Origin of the sequence: Dyadobacter sp. CY347 (genome assembly GCF_021502655.1) — a bacterium.
Classification (GTDB): Bacteria; Bacteroidota; Bacteroidia; order Cytophagales; family Spirosomataceae; genus Dyadobacter.
In genome coordinates, this window is record NZ_JAKFFT010000007.1 from 423739 (window position 1) to 437930 (window position 14192).

Sequence of the window (14192 nt, forward strand, 5' to 3'; positions counted from 1 at the left end):
AAAAAACCTCCCCGAAACAAGGCTCGGGGAGGTTTCGTTTTTTATTAAAAAAGCTTTAATTCTTCGGATCGGTGGTAATTTTCCCTGCGCCGGCTCCTTGCATTTGCATGGGGTTTGGGGTCTTTTTTAGTTGCTGCTGCTTGAAGATCTGGAATCTTGTTGGCGCAGCTACGCGCGGGAAGGCGTTGTTTTCCGTGTCAATGTCTGCGATTTGCTGGTATGGATCCAATGTCCATTGCACGACTTTCTTTTTGGTCGAAATCACCTTGTTAACCTGTGCGTCATTGAAGCGCCAGATTTCTGCGGGGAATACAGCCACAGAATCGGTCCCGTCTTCGAAGCCCATTTTCACTATCACCGGCATGGGTAACCCTCCTTTGTTTTTAATGGAAAGCGTGTAAAAATTGCTGTTTTCCTGGATCAGTGATTTTTCATTTTCCGAAAGTGAAGCCAGATATTGGTCGTATTTCTGCTTGTCGGCTTCGGTAACTTTGAATGGATCGTAGCGGTTGTAGAAGTCGGCCATGGTGGAATCCTGTGCAACCACGGTTTCGCCCTTGGTCTTCGCATCCTGCATTTTGCTCATTGTCTGCTGCTTGCGGGCTGCTTCTTTACGCGCGATTTCCTTTTCAATCTCCGGATTCTGCGTATCAATGCTGAACCAGTCCACGCTCAAAAGATCCTGATCCACAGGCTCGGTTCCATAAAACCAACCTTTCCAGAACCAGTCCAGATCCACGCCTGACGCATCTTCCATGGTGCGGAAAAAGTCGGCCGGGGATGGGCTTTTGAACATCCAGCGCGTTGCATATTCTTTGAATGCATGGTCGAACAGCTCGCGCCCCATAACGGTTTCACGGAGGATGTTCAATGCGGTGGCAGGTTTTGCATAAGCATTTGGTCCCAGGCCTATCACGTTTTCTGCGGAAGCCATAATCGGCGTTAGCACCGATTTGTCAGATGACATATAATCCGTGATCTGGTTAGGCTCGCCGCGGCGGGTAGGGAAGTTGTAATCCCACTCTTTTTCGGCCAGATATTGACAGAATGTGTTCAAACCTTCGTCCATCCAAGCCCATTGCCGTTCATCGGAATTGACGATCATAGGAAAGAAATTGTGCCCTACTTCATGGATAATCACGCCGATCATGCCATATTTTACAGCTTCGCTGTATGTCCCGTCTTCTTCCGGACGTCCGCCATTGAAGCTGATCATCGGATATTCCATTCCTCCGCCGGCCACTGAATGGCAAGAGATTGCAACCGGATAAGGATACTCAAATGTGCGTGCGCCGTAAGATTTCAATGTATGGGCAACGGCACGGGTTGAATATTGCTCCCAAAGCGGATTTCCTTCTTTTGGATAAATAGACATGCACCAGATCTTGCGGCCGCTTTTGTAAACATCACTTTGCATGGCATCCCAAATGAATTTCCGGCTGCTTGCAAACGCAAAATCACGCACATTATCCGCTTTGTAAATCCATGTTTTCTTACCCGGATTTTTATTTTCCCGCTTCTCAGCTTTCTCAGCTTCTGCTTGCGTAACGATCAGAACAGGTGTTTTGGAAGTTTCAGCTTGTTTCAAACGCTGCTTTTGCGTTGCGGTAAGCACTTGTGCGTAGTTCTGGCATTCGCCGCTGGCTGCCACCACGTGGTCGGCGGGAGCGGTGATGGCTACTTTATAATTACCAAAGATCAATGCAAACTCGCCTTGCCCCAGAAATTGCTTGTGGTTCCAGCCGTTAATGTCGTCATAAGGCGCAAGGCGCGGGAACCAGTGCGCGATGAAATAATTGGCATTGCCGTCTTTTGGAAAAAACTCATATCCGCTCCGGCCGTAGTATTCAGTAATGTTATAAGTCCAGTTCACGCCAAAAACGAAGCTTGTTCCTGGCTTCATTGTTGCGGGCAAATCAATGCGCATCATCGTGCCGTTGATCGTGTAAGGCAATGCTTTTCCAGCTTTGTCCTTCACCGCGCCAATTTTATAACCATATTCTGTTTTTGGGTCCAGCGATGAGCCTCTGCCGTTGTTCAATGCGGCCAGCTGCGCGGGGCTCATGCCTTTTTCGTTGACCGCGCCAGTCCTGGAAGTGGCGCCTATGCCGTCTTTTTTGAAAAGGTTCTGGTCCAGTTGCAGCCAGATGTATTTCAGGTCATCCGGGGAATTGTTAAAAAAGGTGATGGTTTCGGAGCCAATAATCTGACGGTTGTCATCATCGAGTTCCACTTTAATGTCGTAATCAGCACGCTGCTGCCAGTATTCACGTCCCGGCGCACCGGATGCGGCACGGGTGGAGTTTGGCGTTGGTAATGTTGTTCCCAGTTGTTCAAAGCGGTCATTGGCTTTGTAATTGGGGTTGACAGGAAGCTGCTGAGCCATGGATGGCAGCGCGATCAGCAGGATTAGTAACGATAGAAGTGCTTTTTTCATAATTAGCAGGTTGTTGGGAATAATGCAATGTATAATCAGGCCAGAAGACTTTGGAGAAATTCGTTGTTAATGATCAGTGAAAGCGACATGCCGACGATAATGCCGGATAAAATATGGATCCAGCTAAGGCGCTGAACGCGAAGCAGTTCAATCATTACAAAAGCAATTGAAAGAATAATGAATACAATGATCAGCTGCCCAAGTTCCAGCCCGATATTGAAGCCCAGCAATGGATTCACAATGTCTGCTTCTTTACCTAATAATGTCCTCAGATAATTGGAAAACCCTAAGCCGTGGATCAGACCGAAAAACAATGCGAGCGGATAACGGACCCTGGACGAATTTTCATTTTGGTTGAAAGAGCCTTTCGGGACTTTATAAAAGAAGTTTAAAACAGCGGTAATGACAATGGTCACCGGGATCAGCAGCTCAATCCAATCCGGGTTCACATTCACAAATCCCAATGTGGAAAGCGCAAGCGTAATAGAATGTCCGATCGTAAAAGCGGTGACGAGGACGATTACTTTTTTCCAGTCGATAAGCGTGTAAACCGTGCAAAGCGCCATGATAAAAAGGATATGGTCGTAGCCAAGGGAATCGGTAATGTGGTTAAAACCTAATTGTAGGTAAGCCTGGAATTCGGACATAGATACTTGTCAAGACAAAAAAAGAATTCGAATATATTCTATTCGTGTCACAAAAAAAAGGCCGGGAGCATCTGCCCCCGGCCTTTCGAAATTCTGACACCAATTATATAAGACTATTAATTATTTCTGAATTTCGTAGTTGGCATTCTGTGGATCCCAGTTCGCCCATTTGTCTGTCCAGTCGGTTGTACCGAATGCACCTACAACTGTGTTTGCTTCAAATCCTGCTGGCAATGTCGCGCCGCCAGTCAACAGAGCAGAACCTGTTTGTGGAAGAAGACCTGGTTTCGCAGTGATTGAGTTATAGCCAGTAGCCAATTTCAGATCAGCAACCGCGCCCACTTTATTTTTGCTTGCAGCAGGAGCGAAAAGTGCTTCTGTAATTCCTTCAATAACACCTTGTGCAGGCGTTCCAGTGATTGCCACTGCATTGCCGTCCATTTTAATTTTGCCAGTTGTGAAGTTATCAACAGATGGTGCGCCTTCAATTCTTACAGCTGAACGTGGCCAAGCGCCCGTCACCAAAGTATTGTAAACCGAGATAGCCGAATTTTTTCTGATGCGTATCGCTGAGGCGAATTTGGCATTAGGTGTTCCTTCTGCCATAGCGATTGTTACGTTAGCAAATTTCGCAGAAGTCTGTGGGGTTTTTTCTGATCCGGCATTGTCATTATCCGACTCGAAACCATTTGAATCACCTGCAAGGTCAGCTACTGCCGGGTCACGCAGGATAAAACCGTATTGTACGTTTCCTGAAAAACCATTGTCCGTATCAAAATCATCATCCAGACCACGGTAAGCGATCAAGTGTTTTGCATTTACTGCTCCGCCAAACCATTCGTATGAATCGTCACCCGAATAAGACACTTGTACGTAATCAATCTCAGTTCCTGAACCAACGCCACCGAACGTAAGTCCGTTGATTTCTTTGTCAGTTTCGTAAGCAATACCAGCAAACTCGATACGAACATATTTCAGTTGTCCTGAGTTGTCAGCTGCGTCAGTTCCGCCGAATGTCGATTGGTTTTCACCTTCGATTACTGCATCTGGCTTGTTAACCGGAGCTTTTCCAAGTAAGATCAAACCTCCCCAGTCACCCGGTTTACGTTGGCCTGCTGGCTTGCTTGATGTAAAAATGATAGGCTTATCAGCAGTTCCTACGGCAACAATCTTTCCACCTGGCTTAATGATCAGAGAGCCTTTCTGGTTTCCATCACCTTTGATGATCGTTCCCGGCTCAATAGTCAATATCGCGCCAGATTCAACATATACAAATCCTGAAAGCAAGTATTGGTTCGAAGCAGACCATGTAGTATTGGCAGTGATTTTGCCTGTAACGGTTTTTATTTCACCCACCGGTGTTACAATGATATCATCATCGTCATCATCGTCGTCATTTGTGCAAGAGATAGATCCGAAAATGGTAAGCCCCAACATCAGCAAGCTTAAAAGTTTACCTGTGTTTTTCATAATTCAATTGTTTGTTTTTCTGTTTAAAGTTTTTGTGATAAAAGAGCAGGTTCTGGACTTAATTAAAATTTGTAAGTAACGCCAAGGGTAGAGTAGCTTCCTCTTTTGAAGCTTTGGTATGTCTCATCCACATTTGTAATGTTCTGGTCTTGGTTGCTATCCTGGATCAGGCGGAATCGCTGGTTAAGCAAGTCCTGGATTCCCAGTTTAATTTCAAGATGTTCTCCTAATGCTTTCACAATATTCAGGTCAATGATATTCCGGGGCATCTCGTAAACTGTTGGCTGCAAATCCTTATCGCCTACCAGGAAGATCCTGCGACCCACGACATTGTAAAGTGCATTCACCTGCCATCCGCGGTTTACGTCGTTGTAGTAAAGCCCTGCATTGATCAGGTAAGGAGATTGTCCCTGCAACTGGCGGTCGTTTTCCTGTCCGGCAAAGCCCGTTAATACATTACTATGGATGACAGAAGCATTCAGCATTACGCTCAGGTTATCCACGAATGGAGATACAGTAAGGTTTTTAAGTGATTTGCGGAGCTCGATCTCAGCGCCGGCTGTGTAGGCAGATTTAGCATTGTCCACGTAGAATGACACACCTGAACCTGCGTAGCGGATACGCGTTTCGATCGGGTTAATAAAATGTTTGTAGAATGCCGCAACCGAGATCATTTCACCATCCTTCGGATAAAACTCGTAACGAAGGTCAACGTTCTGGATCGAAGGCGTTTTCAGGTTGGGGTTACCCACGCGGGAAACGTCGAAGTTGAAGTCATAGTAAGTGAATGGCGCCAGCTCGCGGAATTCAGGACGGTTTACAGAAACCGAGTAGGCTAGTCGTACCAGCGATTTTTCGGTAAAGTTGTAAGCTAAGTTCGCTGACGGAAGGAAACGGAAGATCGGGTTGTTTACACGGATACGTTCGCCGCTTCCGCGCTGCCTGCTTTGTAGTTTCTGAATGTTGTTTTCAACACGCAGACCAACCGAAACATTGAATTTTTTGGTAAAAGGAATATAAGAACCCAGATAACCTGCCATTAATGTGTTTTGCGCAGTATACTTATCATCTGTGTTTGTTCTTTCAGCATAATAAAGTTTGTCAGCAGCAATGTTCTGTGAATCAAAAAGCTGCGCTGGCGCCTGGCCTAGCAATTCCTGAGAAGCATTGCCGGAGTTGGTCAGGTTAAACCATCTTGCTTTGAAAGCCCTGTCTTTAAGCTCGCCATAAGCACCTGCACGCAATTTGATCTGCATGCTTTCGTCGTCTTCGTAGCCGCTGCGTTCGATGCGGTGTTCAAGATCGGCGCGGAATGAGCTGGTATATTCGGTTAGTTTGGAATAAAACCGCGCACCTCTTGTCAAGCTGGCGTTGCTTCCCGGAACAAGTTCCACCTGGAAAGGGCCAGTGGTCCCCATGGAGCGGGTTGAAATAAAGCGGCGGTAATCCGGTTCGCTGCGGAATGTTGTTCCCAATGCACCCAGCCATTTCAATGTTGTATGTGCGCCCAGCTCGTGTGTCCCGCCTAGCTGACCTGAGTAAATGCTTTTCGACTCGTAACGGAATGCGTAGTTTTGAACTTCTACATCATTGTCCGTATTGTATCCCTGGCGGAAGTTGGTCTCTTTGTTAGAAAGCTGGTTGAACAGGTTTCTGAATTCGATTTTGTGATTCGGATTGATGATCAAAGCCCAGTTGGACATCACACCCAGGCGGACATTGTTTTGATACAACTCATCCTGGTAGGAGCTTTGAATGTCTGATTTCTGCTTTACCTTGTCAAAGCTCAGGTAACGGAATTGTGTTGTTGGCAAAAATTGATTTGTAGATGAATAATTGACATTATTGAATGTTGTCAACTTCATATTTCCTAATTCAAACTTATAGTTGTAACCCAGTGAAGCGCGTAAATCAGGCGTCACCGATTTTGATTTCAAATCATAAAATTCAGGGAGGTTACGAAATGCATTTAATGATGCATCAGATGGAGAACTTTCGCTTTGCAATCTTTTTGTAGATGGGAAGCCATTGGGCAGCGCTCTGTCCGGGGCACCAAAACCCGTCCAGTCCATTGAGGAACCTGCGTAGTCAAGAACATTCTTAAATGTGGTGTTTCCGCGGTAACCGCCCGTCAGGCTGAATGTAAATCCGTTGTCGTCAGGGATTGTTTTTGTATAAATCTTGATAATCCCACCTGCAAATTCACCTGGAAGCTCAGGCGCGCCGGATTTGTAGATCATCATCCGGTCAATGGCCGTGCTGGGGATCAAGTCAAATGAGAAGGACTTAACGTCAACCTCTGTTGATGGCGTGATTGCATCGTTCAACATTACCGTGTTATAGCGCTCGTTCAAACCGCGGATAATCACAAAACGGTCATCCTGGATAGAAACGCCCGGGACGCGGCGAACAACTTGCGAAGCATCGCGGTCCTGCGATTTCTGGATTTGCTGGGCAGAAATACCCACGGCGATTTGCTCAGCCTGCTTGATTTCGGTGATAACGGAAACGTCGGTGAAGGATTGACGTTGTCCTACGATTTTCACTTCTTCCAGGTTTGCTACATCTTCCTCAATGGTTGTATTAATGAGGACAGCCTGGTTTGGATAAACTTCAACCGCAATTTCTTTCGGCTTGTAAGAAACGTAGCTTACGATAACCGTTTGTTTTCCTGTGGGAATATTTTGAATGTCGAAGTTTCCTTCAACATCTGTTGCTGTACCGATTGGTGGAGTGGAGCCTTTTAAAACAATGCTGGCCCCGATGACAGCTTCTTTGGTTTTGTAATCAACAATGTTTCCCTTAATCGAACCCGTTTGGGCATATACCAGTGTGGTAGTGAAGAGGAAAAATAAGAGAGAGGTAATTTTTAAGTTCATGTCTTGTGTCAGAATTATTTTCTGACACAAAAGTAGACTCCCAATATTACCTCAATGTTACCCCCATGTTATGGCTCAGTTATTTCGGAATGTGGTTTTTTGTTTAAAATCAAGCACTTACTCTATAATCCCGTTTCCTTTACCCGCTTCAAAGTTATCCAGGTCGTAAACGAATCCGTTAATGACTGCATACTTCACCACAGCGCCTTTTTTGAGGATAAATGTGGCTGTATTTCCTAGTCCCGGCGTGCCGGAGGGGGCGGCTTGTCCGCTTCTGAGCACATGCAATGGCGTTGTTGTAAAGTAAAGACCGAGGGCGCGGGTGTTGCTGTCGGATGCAAGGCGCACGTAGGTGTAACCTTGTTTGAGCAGGCTTAATGCATTGAGTTTGCTGACTTCGCTTACATTCTTATATGTTGTGGGGTAAACCTTTCCTTTTTCAATGGTTAGTCCCTTCGCGTCAATTTCTTCACTGCCGAATTGCGGGTGCAGGTCGCCGAAGTCTTCTATTTTGCTGTAATAAAAAAACTTGGTTGCATTGGAATAGCTTACTTCGTTGCGGTTAATGCCCAGGTCGGCCAGAAACGACTTTCCGGATTGCTTAACTGTTGCATTGCGCACCACGAGATCATAAACCCACCTGCCGTTTTCAGGGATTTTGTAATAATCGTCGCGTTTTTCTTTGGTTAGGGAATTGTCAGCAATTTTGTCCAGCGCAGAAAGGATTGCCATGAAATTGAGCTTCCTGATGTATTGTTTTTCAGGATCGCCTACATAACCACCCGATTCGATCAGGACCAATGTTGTGCCCCATTTCTGCACATTATCACCAAATCCGCGCGGCTCATGATCATCGGCATAGCGCGCCACCTGACCCGGAATGTATTTTTGCAAAACCTTATTCATGCCCACGATCAGCTGCATGGAACGCTCGCGCACAGGGTTGATATTCAGCTCGTAATCATAGGAAGTCGCCAGGAAAGAAATCGTTGCCACTTTGGCACTTCTGCCAGCGGAATAGCGGGGACTCTGGTCGTGGAGGTTAAAGCCGTAATCGGGTTTTAATTTGTCCACCAAACCTTTCAGCACAACCGCTTCGGGTGTCTGGCGGGAAGCCGCATCCCGATTCATATCAATGCCCTGCATGGTTCGGCGCTGGTAACGTTCGGCACCGTCAGGGTTGAGCATTGGGACGAAATATAATGTTGTGTTTTCGAGCAGCTCTTTGCGAAAATCGTCGAAGCCGTCATTCTTTCCTTCCAGGAAATTGAATATATCAAAGCTCGCCATGGTTGCAGTAGGCTCATCGCCATGCATTTGGGTCCACAGGAGCACTTTTTTCTTGCCCGTTCCGACTTTGATCATCTGTAATGTCCTGCCTTCAAAGGATTCGCCTACGGTTTCGATCTTGTAAAGCGGGTTGCCCTGGCGTTTGGCAATGAGCGGAAGAATGTCTTTTTGTTTGAAGCGGCGCTGCGTTAATGTGGTCTCGCGGTAAGTGTCGTGAACTTTATAAAGCCGGTTGGGCAGCTCGTCAGACTGTGCCTGGGATGTAACGGTGGTCAAGGTAATTAAGAAGAAAAATAGTTGTGAAATGAAAATTCTCATGATCATACAAAGCCGTTTTGTAATCGCAATGTACAAGAATTTTCTAAGCAAATTTTAATGTAATATTTGTTCGCATGCTTTCTACTTCTTGCAAATAATACTTACATTTGTGCATGTTTAAAGCTGAAACAAATCATCATTTTCATCAAGGCCATCTGGCTTTCGGACGTCTTGGGTGATGTGTTTTTGCAAGTAGTGTTGTAATAAGGTTGAATACATAGTATCCCAGAAGCCCGATTTTTAAAATCGGGCTTTTTTTGTTTTGTCTCAAACCACATTGGATGAAAACAGTCATTATAAAATACAACGCAGGCAATGTACAGTCGGTCATGTACGCCCTCGACCGCATTGGCGCAAGTTACCTGTACACGGACGACGAGGAAGAAATCCGTTCGGCGGACAAAGTCATTTTTCCGGGCGTAGGAGAGGCCAGCACGACGATGAATTACCTTCGCAAAGTGGGGCTCGACAAAGTCATCCCAACATTAAAACAACCTTTCTTAGGCACATGCATTGGTATGCAGCTGATGTGCCGGTTTTCGGAGGAAAATAACACCGAATGCATGGGGATTTTTGATGTGGACGTGAAACGTTTTCCTGCAACGCCCGGCCTAAAAGTGCCGCATATGGGCTGGAATAACATTACCGGCTATCAGACGGCGCTAACCACCGGTTTGCCGGATAATGCTTATGTTTACTTCGTGCATAGTTACGCCGCGCCGGTTTGCGAGTACACTGTGGCAAGCTGCGAATATGTGCTGCCGTTCAGCGCAATATTGCATAAGGATAATTTTTATGCAGCCCAGTTTCATTGCGAAATCAGCGGTGACGCCGGACAGCAGATCCTGAAAAACTTTTTAGACATTGTTTAAACCCTTTGAAATGATTGAAATAATACCAGCCATTGACCTAATCGAGGGAAAGTGCGTGCGCCTTACCCAGGGTGATTACGGGCAAAAAACCATTTACAATGAAAACCCGCTCGAAGTAGCGATGCAGTTTCAGGATGCCGGATTGAAACGGTTACACCTGGTGGATCTGGATGGGGCGAAAGCGAAGAAAGTGGTGAACTGGAAGGTTTTGGAGAAAATTGCTTCTAAAACTACGCTGCACGTTGATTTTGGCGGAGGCGTTCAGTCCGATGATGATCTGAAAGCGGTTTTTGAAAGTGGCGCCAAACAAGTTACCGGCGGAAGCATTGCCGTAAAGAATCCGGAGCTGTTTCTGAACTGGATTTCCGTTTATGGGGGAGAAAAGATCATTCTCGGAGCCGATGCGAAGAAAGAAAAAGTGGCAGTAAGCGGCTGGGAAGAGGGGACGGAGATCTGGGTTTATGATTTTGTAGAAAATTATGTTGATAAGGGTGTAAAATACACCATCAGCACGGATGTGGCGAAGGATGGTTTGCTGCAAGGCCCATCGTTTGACCTATATAAAAATTTGCAGGACAAATGCCCTGACCTGAAAATCATTGCCAGCGGTGGAATCAGCGGTTTGGAAGATGTGGAAAAGCTGGCTGAAATGAACATTTACGGCGTGATCATCGGGAAAGCGATTTATGAAAACCGGATCAAACTGAGCGAATTACAGCGTTTTTTGAATTAAAATATGCTAACAAAACGAATCATTCCATGCCTTGACGTGAAGGACGGGCGGACTGTTAAAGGAGTCAATTTTGTAAATCTGCGCGATGCGGGCGATGCGGTCGAATTGGGCGCATTGTACGCAGCACATGGCGCGGATGAGCTTGTGTATCTGGATATTACAGCCACCGTTGACGGTCGTTCTACATTTATTGACCTGGTCAGAAAAGTGGCGCATACCATTAACATTCCATTTACGGTAGGCGGCGGGATTTCCTCAATAGCCGATGTTTCTGCGCTGCTGCATGCCGGGGCGGATAAGGTTTCCATCAACTCGGCTGCGGTGAAAAATCCGGATCTGATCAATGAACTGTCACTCGAATTTGGAAGTCAGTGCATTGTTGTGGCCATTGACACGCGTTACATCGAAACCGAAAATGGCCGCGAGCACATTCTGCATACGCATGGCGGACGCAAACCAACCGAGCTCAGGACAATTCCCTGGGCGAAAGAGGTGGAAGACCGTGGTGCAGGCGAAATTTTACTAACCTCGATGGACACCGATGGAACGAAGGCCGGTTTTGCGCTGGAACTTACGGCAACCATAAGTGGTAACGCAAACATTCCGGTGATCGCTTCGGGCGGAGCTGGGAATATGGAGCATTTTTATGATGTGTTTACCACCGGAAAAGCTGATGCGGGCCTTGCAGCGAGCATTTTCCACTTCCGGGAAATTGACATTCCGGATCTGAAAAAATATCTTCACGACAAAAACCTTCCTATGCGCATGACGCGCTGAGGCGGGAGGTTTGTTAACTATTCCCGGCAACATTCTTTAAAATAGCCGGAAAGAATGCAACTTTGTCCAAATGACTAAACTACAATGAGCGATACTTTTTCAACAATTGATTTCAATAAATCACCGGACGGGCTTATACCGGCTATTATTCAGGATATCAACACCGGCAAAGTGCTGATGCTCGGCTATATGAGCCAGGAAGCGCTGGAAAAAACGAAGGAACTCGGGACCGTGACGTTTTTCAGCCGCAGCAAACAAAGGCTCTGGACAAAGGGCGAAACTTCCGGCAACTTCCTTTTTGTGAACGAGATAGCCGCTGATTGTGATGGGGATACGATCCTCATAAAAGCAACTCCGGCTGGCCCGACCTGCCATACCGGAGCGGATACATGCTTTGGGGAAAAAAATAGTCAGGATACCCGAATCGGGGAAGCATCTTTTCTCAACTACCTGCAAAAGGAAGTGATCCGGGAAAGAAAATTAAACCCCCTGGACGAGTCCTACACCAGCAGCCTGTTCCGTAAGGGAATCAATAAAATTGCGCAGAAGGTCGGAGAAGAGGCGGTGGAAGTTGTGATAGAATCCAAAGATGATGATGCTGATCTTTTCAAAAATGAAGTGTCTGATTTGCTTTTTCACCTTCTGGTCCTTTTGGAGCAAAAAAACATTGACTTAGATGAGGTAATTGGCGTACTTCGCAGCCGTCATCAATAAAAATTAACTGCTTATGAGATTAATAATACGCCTGCTAATCAGTACGTTAGCAATTTTGCTTGCTGCTAATTTAATTCCGGGAGTTGTTGTTGCGAGCACAACCACGGCCATTATTGTGGCCATCGTGCTGGGAATTCTCAACACCTTTCTGAAACCGGTGCTGCAGATCCTTGCGCTGCCGATCACGATCATGACACTTGGGCTATTCTATTTTGTTGTGAACGTCTTTATCATTTACATCGCTACCTATCTCGTTTCCGGATTTTCCATCGACGGGTTCATCCCCGCATTGCTTTTCGGTTTTGTCGTTTCTATCATTTCGGGTATTCTTGGTATGTTTTTGGATTAGTGACAAGTCCAGCTCCGTAAGAGCCTTAAATTGATACACATGAATGAAAACTACTGCTTATGCTTAGTCAACTAGAGGAAATTAAGGACACGCTTTTTAAGTACTTCGAGACCCGTATCGACCTTTTTAAAATTGAAACGCGGGACAAGATCGAACGTGCGGTTGTAATGGGGCTTTACGGCGCCATTCTGCTTTGTATCGCGCTTACAGTGCTTATATTGATCGTAATTCTACTCGGGACTTTCCTGAACAAATGGCTTGACAGCGATTATCTGGGCTACCTGATTCTATTAGGCGTATTCATTTTAAAACTGGTAATCTGGATTGTGTTCAGAGAAAAGCTCATCCAGTTTATCCGTGGAATTATCGTTCGTTTTGTCAAAATAAAAGAGGATTAACACTTTTGAAATAGTATTTTGGGGAAAAATTCACTCAAATTGCTATTTTTGGGTTCCTTTTGAAAATTTCTCAGGTCATCATTAAACTAAAAAAATGAAATGAGTGCTTCAATTGATTCTTCCGTTAAGATCACCAAACCATTCTCATCCGATACGGATAAGGATAAGCAAGACTTATTGCTTGATGCGGATCTATATAAAGACAAGCTTGAATTGCAATGGAGCGGTCTGAAAACGGATGCAACGGAATATGGAAAAAAAGCATTGATCATCGGCGGCGTGGTAGCAACCACATATGTTGTAATGAATGCGATTTTACCAAAAAACAAAAAGGATATAAGGGCGGCAGAGGAAGAGGCTGAGGCATTTGAGCGAGCTCAGGCGTTCAAGGCTGGTGAAGCGAAACAGAAGAGCAAATTTGCGGTTGGAGCAGCCGTTCAAAGTTTAGCCTGGACGTTGGCTGTGGGGTGGGCGCGCCAGAAGCTAAAACATTTAATTGCAGATGATAGAAAAATCGAATGAAAACAGCGAATCATAAAATCGCAGACCTCCTTTCAGCAAGAAAAATAGAGAAAAGGAAATCGTTTGCTGTTCTCTTGGATCCTGACAAAATTAATTTTTCAACATTTCCGAAATTCCTGGAATTTGCGGTTGAGCATGGCGTTGACTTTTTTTTCGTAGGAGGTAGCCTCATTACCAATTACGCTATTGACCAACTGATTGCCGCTATACACGAGCACACCAACATTCCTGCTATCCTTTTTCCCGGAAGCAGCCTTCACATTGACCCTTCCGCAGACGCGGTCCTTTTTCTCTCCCTCATTTCAGGCCGAAATCCGGAACTTCTGATCGGTCAGCACGTTATTGCCGCACCATTATTGAAGAGAAGCGGAATTGAAGTTTTGCCAACAGGTTATCTGCTCATTGAAAGCGGAAAGCTGACCACAGTTTCCTACATCAGTAATACGACACCATTACCAAGGGACAAGCCCGGCATCGTCGCATGCACTGCGCTAGCAGGTGAATTTCTGGGGCTTAAACTTATGTTCCTGGATGCCGGAAGCGGCGCACAATTTCCTGTTACATCCGAAACCATCAGGGCGGTGCGCGAAACCGTGGACACGCCTATTATCGTAGGTGGCGGAATCGATTCATACGAGAAAGCCGATGCAGCGCTTGGTGCAGGAGCGGACGTAATTGTGGTGGGTAACGGAATAGAACACAACCCGGATCTGCTTCCCGAAGTCGCGGCGTGCGTAAAGGCTTTCAATAGAAAAACAGAAAGCGTTTAAGAGAACAATAGGAGAT

Annotated in this window: 13 protein-coding genes; 8 read left to right on the plus strand and 5 right to left on the minus strand. The window is 45.9% G+C overall.

From position 1 onward, the window contains the following. Window positions 1-55: 55 nt before the first annotated feature. The 5 genes from L0659_RS17480 to L0659_RS17500 form a co-directional block, all read right to left on the minus strand. Window positions 56-2437, minus strand: a complete 2382-nt coding sequence (locus tag L0659_RS17480; protein WP_235127909.1) for a M1 family metallopeptidase — start codon at window positions 2435-2437, stop codon at window positions 56-58. A 35-nt stretch (window positions 2438-2472) separates the two neighbouring features. Continuing rightward, complete coding sequence (locus L0659_RS17485; RefSeq protein ID WP_235127910.1) at window positions 2473-3084, minus strand: HupE/UreJ family protein; 612 nt, start codon at window positions 3082-3084, stop codon at window positions 2473-2475. Between the two features lie 120 nt (window positions 3085-3204). After that, on the minus strand, window positions 3205-4554 hold the full coding sequence (locus tag L0659_RS17490; protein WP_235127911.1) for a T9SS C-terminal target domain-containing protein: 1350 nt from the start codon (window positions 4552-4554) through the stop codon (window positions 3205-3207). 62 nt (window positions 4555-4616) lie between these two features. Then, entirely contained in the window at window positions 4617-7433 is a 2817-nt protein-coding gene (locus L0659_RS17495; RefSeq protein WP_235127912.1) for a TonB-dependent receptor, read from the minus strand. Between the two features lie 117 nt (window positions 7434-7550). Continuing rightward, window positions 7551-9041 carry a M14 family zinc carboxypeptidase gene (locus L0659_RS17500; protein ID WP_255727428.1) on the minus strand — a complete coding sequence of 497 codons (1491 nt, stop codon included), beginning with the start codon at window positions 9039-9041 and terminating at the stop codon, window positions 7551-7553. 281 nt (window positions 9042-9322) lie between these two features. Here L0659_RS17500 and hisH point away from each other — a divergent pair, with 281 nt between their 5' ends. The 8 genes from hisH to L0659_RS17540 all read left to right on the plus strand — a co-directional run bounded on the left by hisH (window position 9323) and on the right by L0659_RS17540 (window position 14176). Next, window positions 9323-9913 (plus strand): imidazole glycerol phosphate synthase subunit HisH, encoded by a 591-nt coding sequence (gene hisH / locus L0659_RS17505; protein ID WP_235127914.1) that lies wholly within the window; start codon window positions 9323-9325, stop codon window positions 9911-9913. Between the two features lie 10 nt (window positions 9914-9923). Continuing rightward, window positions 9924-10646, plus strand: a complete 723-nt coding sequence (gene hisA / locus L0659_RS17510) for a 1-(5-phosphoribosyl)-5-[(5-phosphoribosylamino)methylideneamino]imidazole-4-carboxamide isomerase (RefSeq protein ID WP_235127915.1) — start codon at window positions 9924-9926, stop codon at window positions 10644-10646. A gap of 3 nt (window positions 10647-10649) precedes the next feature. Further along, window positions 10650-11423, plus strand: coding sequence for an imidazole glycerol phosphate synthase subunit HisF (hisF, locus tag L0659_RS17515; protein WP_235127916.1), 774 nt, complete (start codon window positions 10650-10652; stop codon window positions 11421-11423). 84 nt (window positions 11424-11507) lie between these two features. Then, window positions 11508-12137: a bifunctional phosphoribosyl-AMP cyclohydrolase/phosphoribosyl-ATP diphosphatase HisIE gene (gene hisIE, locus L0659_RS17520; RefSeq protein ID WP_235127917.1), complete on the plus strand. Its 630-nt coding sequence runs from the start codon at window positions 11508-11510 to the stop codon at window positions 12135-12137. A 13-nt stretch (window positions 12138-12150) separates the two neighbouring features. Then, the gene (locus tag L0659_RS17525) at window positions 12151-12486 is read left to right on the plus strand and encodes a phage holin family protein (protein WP_235127918.1); all 336 of its coding nucleotides are present in this window, start codon (window positions 12151-12153) and stop codon (window positions 12484-12486) included. 59 nt (window positions 12487-12545) lie between these two features. Then, window positions 12546-12884, plus strand: coding sequence for a phage holin family protein (locus L0659_RS17530; RefSeq protein WP_235127919.1), 339 nt, complete (start codon window positions 12546-12548; stop codon window positions 12882-12884). A 99-nt stretch (window positions 12885-12983) separates the two neighbouring features. Continuing rightward, window positions 12984-13406 (plus strand): hypothetical protein, encoded by a 423-nt coding sequence (locus L0659_RS17535; protein ID WP_235127920.1) that lies wholly within the window; start codon window positions 12984-12986, stop codon window positions 13404-13406. Next, complete coding sequence (locus L0659_RS17540; RefSeq protein WP_235127921.1) at window positions 13403-14176, plus strand: geranylgeranylglyceryl/heptaprenylglyceryl phosphate synthase; 774 nt, start codon at window positions 13403-13405, stop codon at window positions 14174-14176. Before L0659_RS17535 ends, L0659_RS17540 begins: the two co-directional genes overlap by 4 nt. Window positions 14177-14192: the final 16 nt, after the last annotated feature.

Bases quoted from the DNA above. Each gene is read 5' to 3' on its own strand.
- L0659_RS17480 (WP_235127909.1), bottom strand. From the start codon at position 2,437: ATGAAAAAAGCACTTCTATCGTTACTAATCCTGCTGATCGCGCTGCCA.
- L0659_RS17485 (WP_235127910.1), bottom strand. From the start codon at position 3,084: ATGTCCGAATTCCAGGCTTACCTACAATTAGGTTTTAACCACATTACC.
- L0659_RS17490 (WP_235127911.1), bottom strand. From the start codon at position 4,554: ATGAAAAACACAGGTAAACTTTTAAGCTTGCTGATGTTGGGGCTTACC.
- L0659_RS17495 (WP_235127912.1), bottom strand. From the start codon at position 7,433: ATGAACTTAAAAATTACCTCTCTCTTATTTTTCCTCTTCACTACCACA.
- L0659_RS17500 (WP_255727428.1), bottom strand. From the start codon at position 9,041: ATGAGAATTTTCATTTCACAACTATTTTTCTTCTTAATTACCTTGACC.
- hisH (WP_235127914.1), top strand. From the start codon at position 9,323: ATGAAAACAGTCATTATAAAATACAACGCAGGCAATGTACAGTCGGTC.
- hisA (WP_235127915.1), top strand. From the start codon at position 9,924: ATGATTGAAATAATACCAGCCATTGACCTAATCGAGGGAAAGTGCGTG.
- hisF (WP_235127916.1), top strand. From the start codon at position 10,650: ATGCTAACAAAACGAATCATTCCATGCCTTGACGTGAAGGACGGGCGG.
- hisIE (WP_235127917.1), top strand. From the start codon at position 11,508: ATGAGCGATACTTTTTCAACAATTGATTTCAATAAATCACCGGACGGG.
- L0659_RS17525 (WP_235127918.1), top strand. From the start codon at position 12,151: ATGAGATTAATAATACGCCTGCTAATCAGTACGTTAGCAATTTTGCTT.
- L0659_RS17530 (WP_235127919.1), top strand. From the start codon at position 12,546: ATGCTTAGTCAACTAGAGGAAATTAAGGACACGCTTTTTAAGTACTTC.
- L0659_RS17535 (WP_235127920.1), top strand. From the start codon at position 12,984: ATGAGTGCTTCAATTGATTCTTCCGTTAAGATCACCAAACCATTCTCA.
- L0659_RS17540 (WP_235127921.1), top strand. From the start codon at position 13,403: ATGAAAACAGCGAATCATAAAATCGCAGACCTCCTTTCAGCAAGAAAA.